Origin of the sequence: Tatumella ptyseos (assembly GCF_030552895.1) — a bacterium.
In the GTDB taxonomy this organism is placed as follows: domain Bacteria; phylum Pseudomonadota; class Gammaproteobacteria; order Enterobacterales; family Enterobacteriaceae; genus Rosenbergiella; species Rosenbergiella ptyseos_A.
In genome coordinates this window covers 1658905-1674055 of record NZ_CP130649.1, presented here as the reverse complement: position 1 = coordinate 1674055, position 15151 = coordinate 1658905, and the positions used below count along the sequence as shown (strand labels likewise).

At 46.8% G+C, this 15151-nt stretch carries 13 protein-coding genes, 1 tRNA gene, 1 pseudogene and 1 other annotated feature; of the genes and pseudogenes, 4 read left to right on the top strand and 11 right to left on the bottom strand.

Annotation, left to right across the window (positions count from 1 at the left end):
- Positions 1-5: 5 nt before the first annotated feature.
- The 6 genes and pseudogenes from QJR74_RS07885 to QJR74_RS07860 form a co-directional block, all read right to left on the bottom strand.
- Positions 6-320 carry a BON domain-containing protein gene (locus QJR74_RS07885; RefSeq protein WP_304371330.1) on the bottom strand — a complete coding sequence of 105 codons (315 nt, stop codon included), beginning with the start codon at positions 318-320 and terminating at the stop codon, positions 6-8.
- A 115-nt stretch (positions 321-435) separates the two neighbouring features.
- The gene (gene trpA / locus QJR74_RS07880) at positions 436-1248 is read right to left on the bottom strand and encodes a tryptophan synthase subunit alpha (RefSeq protein WP_304371329.1); all 813 of its coding nucleotides are present in this window, start codon (positions 1246-1248) and stop codon (positions 436-438) included.
- Positions 1248-2438, bottom strand: a complete 1191-nt coding sequence (gene trpB / locus QJR74_RS07875) for a tryptophan synthase subunit beta (RefSeq protein WP_304371328.1) — start codon at positions 2436-2438, stop codon at positions 1248-1250. Before trpB ends, trpA begins: the two co-directional genes overlap by 1 nt.
- A 19-nt stretch (positions 2439-2457) precedes the next feature.
- A complete protein-coding gene (gene trpCF, locus QJR74_RS07870; RefSeq protein ID WP_304371327.1) occupies positions 2458-3834 on the bottom strand; it encodes a bifunctional indole-3-glycerol-phosphate synthase TrpC/phosphoribosylanthranilate isomerase TrpF in 1377 nt (458 codons plus the stop codon).
- A 1-nt stretch (position 3835) separates the two neighbouring features.
- Positions 3836-5425, bottom strand: a pseudogene (gene trpD, locus QJR74_RS07865) (bifunctional anthranilate synthase glutamate amidotransferase component TrpG/anthranilate phosphoribosyltransferase TrpD).
- Positions 5425-6981 (bottom strand): anthranilate synthase component 1, encoded by a 1557-nt coding sequence (locus QJR74_RS07860; RefSeq protein ID WP_304371326.1) that lies wholly within the window; start codon positions 6979-6981, stop codon positions 5425-5427. Before QJR74_RS07860 ends, trpD begins: the two are co-directional and overlap by 1 nt.
- Positions 6982-7005: 24 nt before the next feature.
- Positions 7006-7114, bottom strand: a sequence feature (Trp leader region).
- A gap of 153 nt (positions 7115-7267) precedes the next feature.
- Here QJR74_RS07860 and rnm point away from each other — a divergent pair.
- Positions 7268-8143, top strand: a complete 876-nt coding sequence (rnm, locus tag QJR74_RS07855) for an RNase RNM (RefSeq protein WP_304371325.1) — start codon at positions 7268-7270, stop codon at positions 8141-8143.
- Between the two features lie 9 nt (positions 8144-8152).
- Positions 8153-8773 carry an L-threonylcarbamoyladenylate synthase gene (locus QJR74_RS07850; RefSeq protein WP_304371324.1) on the top strand — a complete coding sequence of 207 codons (621 nt, stop codon included), beginning with the start codon at positions 8153-8155 and terminating at the stop codon, positions 8771-8773.
- 35 nt (positions 8774-8808) lie between these two features.
- Here the strand turns inward: QJR74_RS07850 and QJR74_RS07845 are convergent, their stop codons facing one another.
- Positions 8809-9270, bottom strand: coding sequence for a hypothetical protein (locus QJR74_RS07845; RefSeq protein ID WP_304371323.1), 462 nt, complete (start codon positions 9268-9270; stop codon positions 8809-8811).
- Between the two features lie 279 nt (positions 9271-9549).
- On the opposite strand from QJR74_RS07845, the gene rluB reads away from it, so the two are divergent.
- Complete coding sequence (gene rluB, locus QJR74_RS07840) at positions 9550-10494, top strand: 23S rRNA pseudouridine(2605) synthase RluB (RefSeq protein ID WP_304371322.1); 945 nt, start codon at positions 9550-9552, stop codon at positions 10492-10494.
- Positions 10495-10519: 25 nt separating this feature from the next.
- Here the strand turns inward: rluB and QJR74_RS07835 are convergent, their stop codons facing one another.
- The 4 genes from QJR74_RS07835 to QJR74_RS07820 form a co-directional block, all read right to left on the bottom strand.
- Positions 10520-11797: a histidine-type phosphatase gene (locus tag QJR74_RS07835; RefSeq protein ID WP_304371321.1), complete on the bottom strand. Its 1278-nt coding sequence runs from the start codon at positions 11795-11797 to the stop codon at positions 10520-10522.
- A 270-nt stretch (positions 11798-12067) separates the two neighbouring features.
- Positions 12068-12143, bottom strand: a tRNA-Asn gene (locus QJR74_RS07830).
- 114 nt (positions 12144-12257) lie between these two features.
- A complete protein-coding gene (locus QJR74_RS07825) occupies positions 12258-12836 on the bottom strand; it encodes a DsbA family protein (RefSeq protein ID WP_304371320.1) in 579 nt (192 codons plus the stop codon).
- Between the two features lie 77 nt (positions 12837-12913).
- A complete protein-coding gene (locus QJR74_RS07820; RefSeq protein WP_304371319.1) occupies positions 12914-13675 on the bottom strand; it encodes a YciK family oxidoreductase in 762 nt (253 codons plus the stop codon).
- A 137-nt stretch (positions 13676-13812) separates the two neighbouring features.
- Here QJR74_RS07820 and sohB point away from each other — a divergent pair, with 137 nt between their 5' ends.
- Positions 13813-14856: a protease SohB gene (sohB, locus tag QJR74_RS07815; protein WP_304371318.1), complete on the top strand. Its 1044-nt coding sequence runs from the start codon at positions 13813-13815 to the stop codon at positions 14854-14856.
- Positions 14857-15151 lie beyond the last annotated feature (295 nt).

Below are 15151 nucleotides of genomic sequence, written 5' to 3'. Positions count from 1 at the left end.
GCGGTTTACTTGATTTGCATACCATTCACGACCGAACGAACGCCAGGTACAGTACGCGTTACATCAACTGCTTTTTGTGCCGCTTGCGCAGAACTTACAAAACCACTTAATTGCACACGCCCTTTGAAGGTTTCAACGTTGATTTCCGTAGAACGTAAATCCTTCACACCTAATAGTTTGGCTTTTACTTTAGTTGTCACGACTGTGTCATCAATATAACCACCGGTACCTTCATGCTTTGGGGTTGGTGCACAACCCGCTAGAGATAATCCAAGTACGGTCGCTAATAAACCAGTTGTCACTATTTTTGCAAACTTCATTCGATGCCTCCCTGTTGAATCTTGATGATATAGTGATCAGACGATCAGCTCAAATTTAGCCTATTAATAAGAAATCTTCTAATATTTCTATAGTAAATCTTAATCCACGTCACGACTAAGCTGACTTATGGGTCGCCGCTTTGAGTTCGCTGACAAAATGTTTTAACTTCTGCAGTAAATGTTCAGGATCTACGGCATACTGCTCAATGATTTTGACGGTTGCTGAACCCGCTATGGCGCCAGCCGCACCCGAGTCGATCGCAGCACGCACTTGTTCAGGTTGCGAAATCCCAAACCCTTGAATTGCTGGTGGGGCACCATACTGATTCAGTTTTTCAACTAAGTGCCCAAGTGAGGTGGTCGCACGATTTTCAGCCCCGGTCACGCCAGCTCTCGAAAGGAGATAGGTGTAACCTTGTCCCCACTGACCAATAGATTCAATCAATGCATCGTCAGCATTCGGCGGGCAAATAAAGATCGGAGCAATACCATGACGCGTTGCCGCTTGACGAAAAGGTAAAGACTCTTCGATAGGGACATCAGCTATCAGAACAGAGTCTACACCCGCTTCGGCACAACGTTGATAGAACTCATCAATCCCTTGGCTAAAGACCAAGTTTGCATACATGAGCAAACCAATAGGCAGTTCGGGATACTTGTTACGAACCGTTTTTAAAATATCAAAGCATTTTTGAGTGGTAATACCGCCAGCAAAAGCGCGCAGTGTTGCCGTCTGAATAGTTGGGCCGTCGGCGAGAGGATCGGAGAAGGGTATCCCTAATTCCAAAGCGTCTGCACCACCGTCAACTAAGGCGTCAATGATTTGTAATGAAAGCTCAGGAGTTGGATCGCCTAAGGTTACAAACGGAACAAAGGCTCCCTGTTGTTGGTCAGACAACCGGGAAAATAGAGCTGCATAACGGTCCATTAAATTTCTCCCCGTTGTTGTAAGATGTCGTGAACAGTGAATATGTCTTTGTCGCCACGGCCTGAAAGGTTGACGACTAACAGTTGCGCTTTCTCAGGAGCGGCTTTAGCCATTTTTATAGCCTGCGCCAGCGCATGTGAAGATTCTAACGCAGGAATAATGCCTTCTGCTTTACATAATGCTTTGAAGGCCTCTAAGGCTTCATCGTCGGTAATTGAAACGTAATCAGCTCGACCAATGCTATTCAAGTAAGCGTGTTGTGGGCCAACTGAAGGAAAATCTAGGCCAGCTGAAATAGAATAAGATTCTTCAATTTGACCTTCTTCGGTCTGCATCATTGGCGCTTTCATACCAAAATAGATACCAGTTCGGCCATGCTTCAAGGGGGCACCGTGCTCACCACTTTCAATACCATGACCCGCGGGCTCAACGCCAATTAGCTGGACTTCAGGCGTATCAATAAAGTCCGCAAACATGCCGATCGCATTCGATCCACCCCCTACGCAGGCGATAACGGCATCAGGGAGGCGCCCCTCTTTTTCCATAATTTGTTGGCGTGTCTCTTCACCAATCATGCGCTGGAATTCGCGAACGATAGTCGGGAAGGGATGAGGGCCTGCGGCGGTACCTAACATATAGTGGGCGGTTTCATAACTTCCAGACCAATCGCGTAATGCTTCATTGCAGGCATCTTTTAAGGTTGCAGAACCACTATGTACCGGGATGACTTCTGCGCCCATTAACCGCATACGAAAAACATTGGGTGACTGACGCTCAACGTCTTTCGCGCCCATATAAATTCGACACTTCATACCGAGGAGTGCACAGGCTAAGGCAGATGCCACACCGTGTTGACCCGCTCCAGTCTCAGCAATAATCTCATTTTTACCCATACGCTTAGCCAACAGTGCTTGACCCAGAACCTGATTAGTTTTGTGCGCACCACCGTGCAGGAGATCTTCTCGCTTTAGGTATAGTCGAGTCTGTGTGCCGGCCGTTAAATTTTGGCATAAGGTTAGGGCAGTTGGGCGGCCAGCATAATCTTTGAGTAACTGAGTAAACTGTTGTTGAAATTCAGGATCACGCTGTGCGCTGACGAAGGCTTCTTCTAACTGCGCTAAGGCTGGCATTAAGATTTGTGGGACATATTGCCCGCCGTACTCACCAAAATAAGGATTTAATAATGTCATTTTCAGTATCCATTCATTGTTATTGAGCGTGGGTTGCGTAGGTATTGATCGCGTTAAAAACGGTCGTCAGTTGTTGTTTATCTTTAATCCCTGGCGAGACTTCAACACCGGAATTGAGATCAACGCCAGCACAACCTAGAGCTAATGCGGATTCGATATTTTCTGCATTGAGTCCTCCCGCCAAGATAATATCATTTAGCGGTTGGTCGGCTAATAATTGCCAATCAAAGCTTTTGCCACTACCGCCTTGTCCATTGTCGAAAACGTACCGATCAACGCCGATCCAGCCTCGATCTGGCAGGTGCCCCTCGATCTTAAAGGCTTTCCAAATCTGGCAGCTAGCGGGTAATAAATCGCGAAGGCGGCGGACGTAAGAAGGGTCTTCGCTACCATGAAGCTGTACAACAGATAGACCTAATGCTTCGACTTTTAAGACAATGTCGCCGACTTCGACATCACGAAAAACCCCAACATAACGAAGCGGGGCGCTTTCAATGATGCGCTTAGCTTGCTCTTCATTCACACAACGTGGAGATCCGTCAACGAATATCAGTCCACCATAAAGTGCCCCAGCTTGATAAGCGTCTTGAGCGTCTTGGCCACGGGTTAAGCCACAGACTTTATTTTCGCCGGAGAGCAGGCGCTTGACGGCAAAGCGCAGATCATCTTCTGCCATCAAGGATGAGCCAACTAAAAATCCTTGTGCATATTGGTTCAGATCTTTGATTTGTGAGTAGTGCTGAATACCTGACTCACTAATGACCAAGGTGCCCTCAGGCAGTTGACTTGCCAACTGGCGGGTTTTATCGGTATCTACAGAAAGGTCACGTAAATCGCGATTATTGATTCCGACGACTTCGGCTTGCAAAGCGATGGCTCTGTCTAGTTCTTCCTGGTTGCTCACCTCAGTAAGAATTCCCATCTTTAATTTCTTAGCCACTTCCGCGAGAAGGCGATACTGCTCATCGTCTAATACAGATAGCATTAATAGAATAGCATCGGCTTGATAGTACCGAGCCAACCAGACTTGGTAGGGATCAACCATAAAGTCTTTACACAGTACCGGTTGGTGAACGGCTTGTCGCACTATCGGCAGAAAGGCGAAGTCGCCTTGGAAATACTTCTCGTCAGTCAAGACCGAGATAGCTGAAGCATAGTCACGGTAGACCGTAGCGATGGCTGAAGGGTTAAATACATCACGAATTAACCCTTTAGAGGGAGAGGCTTTTTTACACTCTAAGATAAAGGCCGGGTTATGCTCACGTAATGCCTGAGTAAAGGAACGATCGCTGGGCGTGACCTCAGCTTGGAAATCTGTCAGTGGTTGCGCCGCTTTACGCGCCGCTATCCAAATTTTCTTATCATCAACGATCTTCTGAAGTACGGTACCCTGCATATTATCCTCTTGCGGCTAACGCTGTAACACATTGATAGGCAGCACCACTACGCAACACGTCGAGAGCTTTTGTGGCATTCTCGCGTAAGTTCTCTTGGCCAAAAAGCTTCATTAACATCGCGACATTGATAGCAATGGCGTGTTCATGGGCTTCCTTACCTTTACCCTGAAGTAATTGCGCTAAAATGTCACGGTTTTCTTCTGGAGTGCCTCCTCGTAGACTCTCAATGGAATGTAGCGAGAGGCCAAAATCATCTGGGCTAATTTGGTAGCGAGTTATCTCCCCATCTCGAAGTTCTGCGACGTTTGTTGTAGTGTGAATCGCGATCTCATCCATGCCGCCGCCATGCACCACTGCCGCACGCTGATAGCCTAGTACCCGTAACGTCTCTGCAATGGGCTGCACCAGTTCTGGACTATAGACACCAATTAATGCCAAGGGTGGACGAGCTGGGTTAATTAACGGTCCCAGCACGTTAAACAGTGTGCGAGTGGCTAGCTGTTTGCGGACGGGCATCGCATGTCGAAAACCCGTGTGGTAATGCGGCGCGAAGAGAAAGCATAAATTCAGTTCATCCAACGCTGCGCGGGCTTGCGCAGGAGGCATATCTAAGTTGATACCAAAGGCAGCCAATAGATCGGATGATCCGGACTTACTGGAGACACTACGATTACCATGTTTGGCAACTTTGTAACCGCATGCTGCCGCTACGAAGGCACTCGCAGTAGAAATGTTAATGCTATTTGAACCATCACCACCCGTCCCGACAATGTCCGCGAACAGGCCATCAGGGCGGGGGAAGGGGAGCGCATGATTGAGGAAAGCGGTGGCTGCACCTGCAATTTCTTGTGGCGATTCACCTCTTACTTTCATGGCAATCAATAGCCCTGCTAGACTAACAGAATCAATTTCACCCTTAACGACGGCAGAGAATAGTTGCTCACTCTCTTGCTGGCTGATCTGTTGCCCCTGATAGAGGCGCTCAAGTAATAATTTCATGAAAGTCCCTTATCGTGTTAACGCCCAAGTAAGCGTTTGTTCCAGTAATTTAGCGCCATGAGTAGTGAGGATAGATTCAGGATGAAATTGAAATCCACATACGCGGTCTGCGTCGTGCCTGACGGCCATCACCATACCATTAAAAGTAGCATTAACCGTTAAGCTGGGCGGCACATTACTCCCGACCAGCGAGTGATAGCGCGCAACGGGTAAAGGGCAAGGTAAATGTTGGAACATCTCTAAGTTATCGTGGGTGATATCAGAGGCTTTGCCATGGAGAATTTCACCTGCTTGCCCCACTGTCCCGCCGTAACTTTCGACGATGGCTTGGTGCCCCAAACAGATACCAATAATGGGGACTTTACCGCGTAGTTGCTTAAGCAACTCGGGCATACAGCCGGCTTCACTTGGTGCGCCTGGACCTGGCGATAACAAAACGATAGGCTGCTCTAAGCTATTAACCTTGGTAACTAATTGTTCTACTGGGACGTTGTTACGGAAAATAATAACGTTATGACCGAATGTCCGTAACTGGTCGACTAAGTTGTAGGTGAAGGAATCAAAATTATCAATTAATAGAATATCAGCCATTAGAAGATCTCCTGGCAATGGTGAGCAGTCGCGATAGCTCTTAATACTGCTCGCGCTTTATTTCGGCTTTCATCGGCTTCAGACTGTGGGTCTGAATCAAGTACTACTCCTGCGCCTGCTTGCACGCTAGCAATTCCGTTTTCTACATAGGCCGAGCGAATCACAATACAGGTATCAAAATCCCCGGTCCCAGTAAAATAGCCGACGGCACCCCCATAACTGCCACGACGCGTCTTTTCATGCTCTGCAATTAACTGCATAGCGCGTACTTTTGGCGCACCACTTAAGGTTCCCATATTCATACAAGCACGGTAGGCATGCAGTACGTCAAAATCATCATGTAAGCGACCGACGACGCGAGAAACTAAATGCATCACAAAGGTATAGCGGTCTACCTTGGTGAGGTCTGCGACATAACGGCTACCAGGTGTACAGATACGAGCCAAATCGTTACGCGCTAAATCGACTAACATAAGATGTTCGGACATCTCTTTCTCATCATTACGCATATCAAGTTCTATACGGCTATCGAGGTCAAGGTTCAGCGAACCGTCAGCATGTCGGCCACGCGGACGTGTCCCCGCAATGGGGTAGATCTCAATTTGCCGACTCTGGGCATCGTACTTCAGCGAACTTTCTGGAGAAGCGCCGAAGAGGCTGAACTCTTGGTCCTGCAAGAAAAACATGTAAGGACTAGGATTACTTTTCTTCAATACATCATAAGCCGCGAGCGGAGAGGGGCAAGGTAAGGAAAAGCGTCGAGAAGGGACGACCTGAAAAATTTCCCCTTGGCGAATAGCGGCTTGGAGCGATTTTACAATATCGCAATAGGTCGCATCGTCCTGGTTACAACTAAGTTGCATCTCGGGTACTGGGGCAGCAGAAACCTTGGTTGGCGTGGTTAACATTTGCTGATGAAGTTGATGTAATCTTGCTTGCAGACGTTGAAACTCATCGCTGTTATCGGTAAACAAACTAGCTTGAAGACGGGCTTGTTGAGTTTGGTGGTCGAGCACGAGTAACGTTTCAGCTAAGTAGAAGCAGTAATCCGGGCAGGCTTGATCCTGTTGTAGCGGGGGGAGTGTTTCAAATCCCGCAACTAAGTCGTAGGCAAATAACCCACCTAAAAATAGGGCGTGGCGCTGTTGATCACTATCGCCTACTAAGGTAGGCACTAAACGCAGTACATCGAAAACGGATGCGGATTTTAAACGGCTGTCTTCGTCTTGTAGCAACGGTGGAGTACTGAACGTAATAACCAACTGATCGGCGCAAAGCGTCGTGTCAGCCTCAGCGGGAAGTTTGTCAGATAGCAGCGGTAATAGGCTCCGGCCATTAGCGCTCAATGCTTGGACCTTAACGACGTTACCTAATGCACTAATACGTAACGCGCTATCGACAATCATTAGGCTCTGTAAATCGTCTTTACTACTCACATCTGCTGATTCGAGCAGTAAGGTAGAGGGCCTCGCACCGCAAAGTTGGTTAAACAGTGCTGTAGGATCGGCTGAATAGGGGGGTTCAACAGTGATGAGTTTGAGTTTGCTGGATATCATTAGTGTTATCTCTATTATTCTTCCAATAAAAAGCCCGCCGAGTGGGCGGGCTTAGAAATCTGCATAGCGGTTATTTAAGCTGGATGCATGACAACGTCGCCCGATTATGGGAGAGTGACGCGCCACCACTGTGAATGCTTTAATGTTATAACCATCATGAGATTGTGTCCTGTTCGAAGTCCTGTGTACTAGTTAACTAGTTCACGACGAGATTGTCAACACTCTAGGTTAACTAAAAGTGATTTATCAGTAGGGCAAATGTTGAACACGGCTGAGAGAGTAAATTTTGACCGATACTGTACGCGCGATTATCTATGATTTGCATACCCATACTCAAGCCTCAGATGGGGTATTGAGTGCGCGGGAACTCGTTCTTCGCGCTAACGAGCGAGGGGTTAAGGTATTAGCAATCACAGACCACGATACGACCGCAGCAATCGAAGATGCCCAAAATGCTATTCGTGAAGAAAATCTCGATTTGACGCTGATTACGGGAGTGGAGATCTCTACCCTATGGGAAAATCACGAAATACATATCGTTGGCTTAGGTTTTGATCCCCAACATCCAGCGATGGTGACTTTATTACAGCAGCAATATCAGCGCCGAGAAGACCGTGCAGTCATGATTGCGGAACGGCTTGCCAAGGCGGGGATTAAGGATGCGCTGAGCGGTGCACGTCACGAGGCAGGTGCTGGGCAGATTACACGAGCCCATTTTGCTCGTTACCTTATACAGCAAGGTAAAGCTGAGACGATGGCCCAAGTATTCAAAAATTATCTCGCTCGGGGTAAAACTGGCTACGTTCCAGCACAGTGGTGCACACTTCCAGATGCGGTTGAAGCCATTCATCAAGCGGGTGGTGTGGCGGTGGTGGCTCATCCTGCACGCTATCAGCTCTCCAATAAATGGCTCAAGCGCTTATTAGCCTACTTTGCGGACGTAGGTGGCGATGCGATGGAGGTCGCTCAATGTCAACAGGCACCGAATGAAAGACAGCAATTAGCCAAGTATGCAGTGGATTACGGCTTATCTGGTTCGTTAGGATCTGATTTTCATCAGCCCTGTGCATGGATCGAGTTAGGACGTAAACTATGGTTACCGAAAGATGTGGTTCCCATATGGGAAAAATTTCCAGCTTTAGCTGCCCCACCGCGTGGGTAGGAGACGATTATGAGCCAATTATTTTATATTCACCCAGAAAATCCTCAGCCGCGCATCGTCAAACAAGCGGTTGAGCAAATTAATCAAGGGTCAGTCATTGTTTACCCCACAGATTCGGGTTATGCGATTGGTTGTAAACTTGAAGATAAAGCCGCGATGGAGAGAATTATTCGCCTGAGGCAATTAGATGGCCGTCATCATTTTACCTTAATGTGCCGAGATTTATCGGAACTATCAACCTATGCTCAGGTTGATAATATTGCTTTTCGCCTATTAAAAAATAATACGCCTGGCAGTTACACGTTCTTATTAAAAGCGACGAAAGAAGTTCCGCGCCGTTTGATGAATGAAAAACGCAAAACGATCGGACTACGTGTAACGTCACACCCGGTCGCTCAGGCTTTATTAGAAGCGTTAGGTGAGCCGTTGATGTCCACAACGCTTATTCTTCCCGGTAATGATTTCGCTGAGTCCGATCCAGAAGAGATTCAAGATTCAGTCGGTCATCAAGTCGATTTGATTCTCAACGGCGGTTCCATCGGGCAGCATCCAACCACCGTTATCGATCTTTCTGATGGTGCCCCTGTTATCGTTCGTCAAGGCGCAGGTGATACGCGTCCTTTCGAATAAAAGTACTGGGCAATCGAAATATTGCCCAATCTTCGTTAGCGTGAATTACCATTAATGCGGATGATTTTTATTACTGGGATTGAACACGGCGTCTGTTGGCACACTCCGCTAAACCAAATTTCGCCTTGCTCGCCGATCATCACCCCATCGCTATTTGCAAAAAGTTTCTCATAACGTTGATGACGTACGACATCTTGTAGACTGTTGGTGAAAATTTTGTCATAAACCGCAAGAAAGTCTTTCTTGTTGAGCAGTATGCGATCCCGGCCCGCCACTTGAGCAGTAATGGGATAACTTAACATGGTAGCGACTTGTTGCTTATCTTGGTGCGACACTGCATGTTGAAAGGTTAAGAAGAATTGGTGGTACTGGTTATGGCTGTTGGCACCCATCAGTTGATCAAGGCGTTGGTCGATGCTGGTGGTTGGATCTGCATAACTAACACTGGCAAATAATAGCGCTCCACTTAGGATAAGGGAAAGGCGAGGTAAATGCATGGGCAGCTCCGTTACAATGTTAAATCCAAAGATTATATAAGGACCTTCACTCACTGATAAGGAATACTTCTTATTAGCGAGGCCAAGGGCGGTAGAAGATTATGCCAGCGAGTAATGATAGTCCAGCGATTTCCCTTAAGAAGAATCCCTTGAGTCGGGCAATAAAAAGGCGTTACATCCCTTCTCTCATCCTGTATAATGGCAATAGAGAATAACTTAAGTTATTGATTTTAAACGAATTTATAAACTGATGCCTGGGAAGGCGACAGCGAGGCAGTTATGAGCGAGAAGTTACAAAAAGTTTTAGCGCGAGCAGGTCATGGGTCACGTCGTGAAATTGAAGCCATGATCTCGGCCGGTCGTATCAGTGTTGACGGTAAAATTGCCACACTTGGTGATAGGGTCGAACCTTCTAATACATTAAAGATCCGAATTGATGGTCGCCAAGTGGCAGTCATTGCGACAGAGAGCGAAGTTTGCCGAGTTTTGGCTTACTATAAGCCGGAAGGGGAGCTTTGTACGCGCAACGATCCTGAAGGTCGCCCTACGGTCTTTGATCGTTTACCTAAACTCCATGGCGCACGTTGGATAGCTGTAGGCCGTCTGGATGTAAATACTTGTGGTTTACTCCTGTTTACCACCGACGGTGAATTAGCCAACCGTCTTATGCATCCTAGCCGTGAAGTTGAACGCGAATATGCGGTACGTGTCTTCGGTCAAGTGGACGATGAGAAGATCCGCCAATTAAGCCTTGGTGTCCAACTAGAAGATGGTCCGGCAGCCTTTAAAACGCTGAAATTTGGTGGTGGTGAAGGGATCAACCAATGGTATAACGTTACCCTAACCGAAGGACGTAATCGCGAAGTTCGTCGCCTTTGGGAAGCGGTCGGGGTACAGGTCAGTCGTTTGATGCGTGTGCGCTACGGCGATATTCATCTCCCTAAAGGCTTACCGCGTGGTGGCTATACAGAGATGGACTTAGTTGCGGTTAATTACCTGCGTGAGCTGGTGGGCATGAGCGAAGAAACAGTGACGAAACTTGCTGTTGAAAAAGATCGTCGCCGCACGAAAGCGAATCAAATTCGTCGCGCGGTGAAACGCCACAATCAAATATCCGGTAATACACGCCGGCAAGCGGCTCGGGGCGAAACGAGCCAGAAGGGGAAACCTGCTTCTACGGCGTCAAAACCGAGACCCAGCTCTAAGCGTCAACAGACTAAATAATAAAGGCCCGAAAGGGCCTTTTTTACTACTGAAAAACGTGAGTGTTATCCTGCTTCGTAATTTGTTGACGAGCCTGACGAACAAAACTCGAAAGCGGGCAGAGGGTTTTGTTGTCATATCGAAAACAGCCCTTATAGATATAGTCGGCTTGTAGCATCGGAGTATGTGAAGACAAGGGCGTTAGTTCACGCCATTGGTCAAGACTTCTGGTCAGGAAGCTTAGCTGGACAAATTGCTCACCCGTTTTCGCTTCATGGAAGCGAAAAAACACTAAGCTGCCGCCGGGTGGGGTATCGTTACGGGGATATTCTGCCAAATGCCAACTGAATCCCAACATGGTCTGTAATTGCGCGATGTTAGTATCATGGCCCACGAATATCACTATCGGACTCGATAAGAGTGAGGCGTATAGGGTCGATTTTCCCGTCAAGGCATCAAGGATCTGAGTCATGAGTAAGGACCCACCTTGTCTTGCATATTCTGGAGTATCACTCACCAGATCATATTTAGCAGCGTGCAAGGCTAGCAATCGTCCCACATCATCCGCATGACGAACATTGCCAAACGCTACCTCAGACAGGGGGAGGTTTTCGCTATAGGCAAGCCTAATGCTTTCCGCCATAGAGGCTGCATCTGCCACTGGCCCCGCTAATTTAGGCTTCCCCCCATCAGTAATAGTGATGCCCCAAGGTTTATTTAAAAAGGCACAGCTTGTCGAGTGTGGGGCACATACCGCTTGGCGAAACAGATCGACTGCCGCACGATAATGCTCTGATAAAGGAGCGTAGAGCGCCATGCGTGAACGGATTTGCTGGAGTATTAACGTATTATTGGGCAAACCGAACCCCATCTTAGCGGCGTCAAAAAGCGGATCAGCAGCTAAACGAGTGTGGCCTATTGGTATTCCGCAGCCAGGGAACAATCCATCGAGGAGCGCGCTACCGGTTGCTTGTGTGCGCTGGTCAGGTGCAGTCCAAACGCTGACTGTTTGCGGGTCGGGGCAACTATGATGTAAGGAAAGTGATAATCCAAGATGCTGCCATAGTTGACCAAAAAATTGACCTTGCTGAACCATGCCAGCATAGCCATGTCCCGTAAGATATCCTGGAGGCACATTCCATTTTGGCCATTGCTGACCAGTGAGTTCCGCATAATCATGACCATTAGTAGGCGAACGAACGCCATGGCGAGTTACCACAATAACTTTATCGAGAATGTAGCTTGAAGAGGCGTGGCTCAGCGGAATATAACTCATCAGCCCGATAACGCAGGTAATCAACGTTTTTATTAGCGAATGGGGCATTTAATTGTGACCTTTTTCATTTTCATGATGTAGCTAGGTTACCATTAAGCCATTGTCTTTGCAGATTTTTGAACCGTTATGTACTGGTAGTAAAAAGGAGATATTATTACCAAAATGAAGAATGATAGGTAATTTAGAAAGAAATACTTCATAAGGGAAAAGATATCGGTCGAAGCCCCTTTTCAGAAATTAAGCAGTAATAAATTTAGAATGCTAATAGATATTAAAACAAAAAAACCAGTTACCTTTCGATAACTGGCTTCTTAAATTTGGCTCCTCTGACTGGACTCGAACCAGTGACATACGGATTAACAGTCCGCCGTTCTACCGACTGAACTACAGAGGAATTGTGTGAACGCCGTGAATCCTAACGATTCGCCGTCGCGATGTCAAAGGTAAAATCGCCGCTACATTACTGATTGGGTGATAAAGCGGCGAATTGGTTAAAAAGTAAATTAAGTTACTGATTAAATTGACCTAGTCCTAACGTCTCCATCCACTCTTCAACGGAGTCTTGACTACTCAAACCAGGTTGCACTAAGCCATTGACCATAAAAGTTGGCGAGACATGGATACCATTCTGTCGAGCATACTTCGTTTGGCGCTTTACCAAATCCTGAAGCGTTGTTTGGTCGAAAATTTCGCGGACATCCACACCACTATAAGAGACTAAACGCTGTAGGAGTTGTTCGGGCGTTGTGTGTAAGTTGGGGCCTCGACAATGGTCGATAAATTCAAACTCTTCACGGTGATCGGCCACACTCTGCATGACAGTCTTCACGGCATGCTGCCCTTCATTGAGCGTAGAGGCTGCAAGAATATAACGAACGATTATTCCGGAAAACATATGCCAAGGTTGCGACTGAAGCCGGATTTTGATTTGCATCTGCTCCGGCCCGGCCGCATTAAGGAGAGCAGGAAGTTTGTTAAAAGCTAGGACGGAAAACGGGCAAGTTGGTTCAAGAAAAACTTCCAAAACTAACTCACCCGCCCCCCAAGTTAAACTTTGCTCGCTTTGGCGAAATAGAATGTCGGTCATATGGCGTACCCTGAAGAGTGATCATTAATAGAACAAGCGTGGCAAAGATAAGTCATATTTTCCAGTACTAAGAAAAATTACTCAGCGGGTCCAGCTTTACGCCCAGGTTGTGCATCGAGACTTTGACCGTGAGTGGTTAGACTATCGTCACCCATCAACCATAAATACAATGGCATGATATCGTTAGGGGTTTTTAACTTCATACTATCTTCATTCGGATAGGCATTAGCCCGCATCTGTGTGCGGGTACCACCCGGATTGATACAGTTGACTCGAACGTTGGTAGTAGCAAGCTCTTCTGCCAAGACTTGCATCATCCCCTCTGTGGCAAATTTCGACATCGCGTAGGCTCCCCAGCCTTCACGGCCTTGGCGGCCAACGCTTGATGTAGTGAATATCAATGATGCTTTCTCTGCATTCAACATCAAGGGCATAAGCGCTTGGGTAAGATAAAAAGCAGCATCGAGATTGACCGTCATCACTTGCTTCCAGAGGGTAGCGGGGGTTTCCATCAAGGGGAGAATTTTACCCAACATACCCGCATTGTGTAATACACCGTCCAAGGTCGGCGCCACCAGCGCAATGTGCTGTGCTAACTCGTGATAGTCGTCGGGTTTAGCGGTAGCAAAATCTATCTTAAATAGTGAGGGAAATTTATCAAACTTATGGTGGATCTCGGCACCGACGTGGTCAAGCTTCTGTTGATTACGCCCAAGAAGAATAAGTCGGGCGCCATGACGCGCATAAGAAAGCGCTGCTTCGTGACCAATTCCATCTGTTGCACCAGTCACAAGTATTGTCCGGTTTTTTAATAGGTCGTTGGGTGCTTGATAGTGCATTGTGTTTTCCTTATGCAAAAGAGATGAGCAGTTATGCCGCTTTGATGGCTATGTTACAATTATAGGTGATGACGAACCACGACAGATTATTACAAACAATTAATTTTTACCGTCACTTACCCCCAGAGGAGAATAATGTGGGTTTTACAGCAGAATATGGCTTGTTCTTGGCCAAAAGTGTGACCTTACTAGTGGTTATTGTGGCCCTGATACTCTTTATCGTGAATCAACGCGGGAAAGCGAAACAGTCACCAGGTGAACTCCTAATTAGAGAGCCGGGTAGAGAGTTTGAACAACTCCAAAAACGTTTAGAGCTCGCTTTAGTTGAGCCTTCTGCTCAAAAACAGTGGCGTAAAACTGAAAAACAGAATGAGAAGGCGCGAGTAAAAGAAGAGAAAGCCAATTCAAAAGCAGGAGGCAAAGCGAATAAGCCGGTTCTTTTTTTATTGAGTTTTAAAGGAAGTATGGATGCTCATGAAGTTGAGACGCTTCGCAAAGAAGTCTCTGCAGTCTTATCTGTCGCAAAGACCGGTGATGAAGTATTACTTAAACTGGAAAGCCCTGGTGGAGTGGTGCATGGTTACGGATTAGCGGCCTCACAACTGCAACGTATTCGTGATCAGGGCATCACACTGACTGCAGTTGTCGATAAGGTAGCCGCAAGTGGCGGTTATATGATGGCCTGTGTTGCAAATCATATTGTGGCCGCGCCTTTTTCGATTATTGGTTCAATTGGTGTGGTGGCGCAAATTCCTAATATCCATCGTTTGCTTAAGAAGAATGATATCGATGTTGAGCTGCATACCGCAGGTCAGTACAAGCGTACATTGACCATGCTAGGCGAGAACAGTGAAGAGGGGCGGGAGAAATTTCGCCAAGATTTGGATGAGACTCATCAGTTGTTTAAGTCTTTCGTGGCCGAGATGCGCCCAACTTTGGATATCAATAGTGTTGCGACAGGTGAGCATTGGTATGGCAAACAGGCCCTAGAGAAAGGGCTAATTGATGAAATTTCGACTAGCGATGCACTGATCATCAGCAAAATGCAGCAATTTAAGCTGTTAAGTATCAGTTATACCCGTCGTAAGACATTGGTAGAGCGATTTACGCAAAGTGGCGCCTCAGTGCTTGAGAAGGCGATTCTTAAGGTTTGGCAACGAGGGCAAAAACCGCTTTTGTAACCTCTACTCATCTAGCTATAAGCCCCTTTTTTGAGGGGCTTTTTAATAACTATTTCGTTAATTAACTTGTCCAATTTCTTCTAGGCTTAGCCCGCAAGTGACTTGAATTAATGTTGCGAAACTGATTTTATCAGGTAGAGTGTGGCGATTTGGCGTAGCAGACTATTAGGTCCAATTTTTCACACGCGCTACGAAATAAATTATTTTAATCAGTTGGTTATTTCCCGTTACAGTGCCACAATTGTGCTATATAACATATTCTGTAACAGAATTTAGCGGGTAATGAATGTTATCC

Excerpts from the sequence above, each read along its gene's own strand:
- QJR74_RS07860 (WP_304371326.1), bottom strand. The coding sequence starts at position 6,981 with ATGATATCCAGCAAACTCAAACTCATCACTGTTGAACCCCCCTATTCA.
- QJR74_RS07820 (WP_304371319.1), bottom strand. The coding sequence starts at position 13,675 with ATGCACTATCAAGCACCCAACGACCTATTAAAAAACCGGACAATACTT.
- QJR74_RS07850 (WP_304371324.1), top strand. The coding sequence starts at position 8,153 with ATGAGCCAATTATTTTATATTCACCCAGAAAATCCTCAGCCGCGCATC.
- QJR74_RS07825 (WP_304371320.1), bottom strand. The coding sequence starts at position 12,836 with ATGACCGACATTCTATTTCGCCAAAGCGAGCAAAGTTTAACTTGGGGG.
- rluB (WP_304371322.1), top strand. The coding sequence starts at position 9,550 with ATGAGCGAGAAGTTACAAAAAGTTTTAGCGCGAGCAGGTCATGGGTCA.
- trpCF (WP_304371327.1), bottom strand. The coding sequence starts at position 3,834 with ATGCAGGGTACCGTACTTCAGAAGATCGTTGATGATAAGAAAATTTGG.
- QJR74_RS07845 (WP_304371323.1), bottom strand. The coding sequence starts at position 9,270 with ATGCATTTACCTCGCCTTTCCCTTATCCTAAGTGGAGCGCTATTATTT.
- QJR74_RS07835 (WP_304371321.1), bottom strand. The coding sequence starts at position 11,797 with ATGCCCCATTCGCTAATAAAAACGTTGATTACCTGCGTTATCGGGCTG.
- trpB (WP_304371328.1), bottom strand. The coding sequence starts at position 2,438 with ATGACATTATTAAATCCTTATTTTGGTGAGTACGGCGGGCAATATGTC.
- QJR74_RS07885 (WP_304371330.1), bottom strand. The coding sequence starts at position 320 with ATGAAGTTTGCAAAAATAGTGACAACTGGTTTATTAGCGACCGTACTT.
- trpA (WP_304371329.1), bottom strand. The coding sequence starts at position 1,248 with ATGGACCGTTATGCAGCTCTATTTTCCCGGTTGTCTGACCAACAACAG.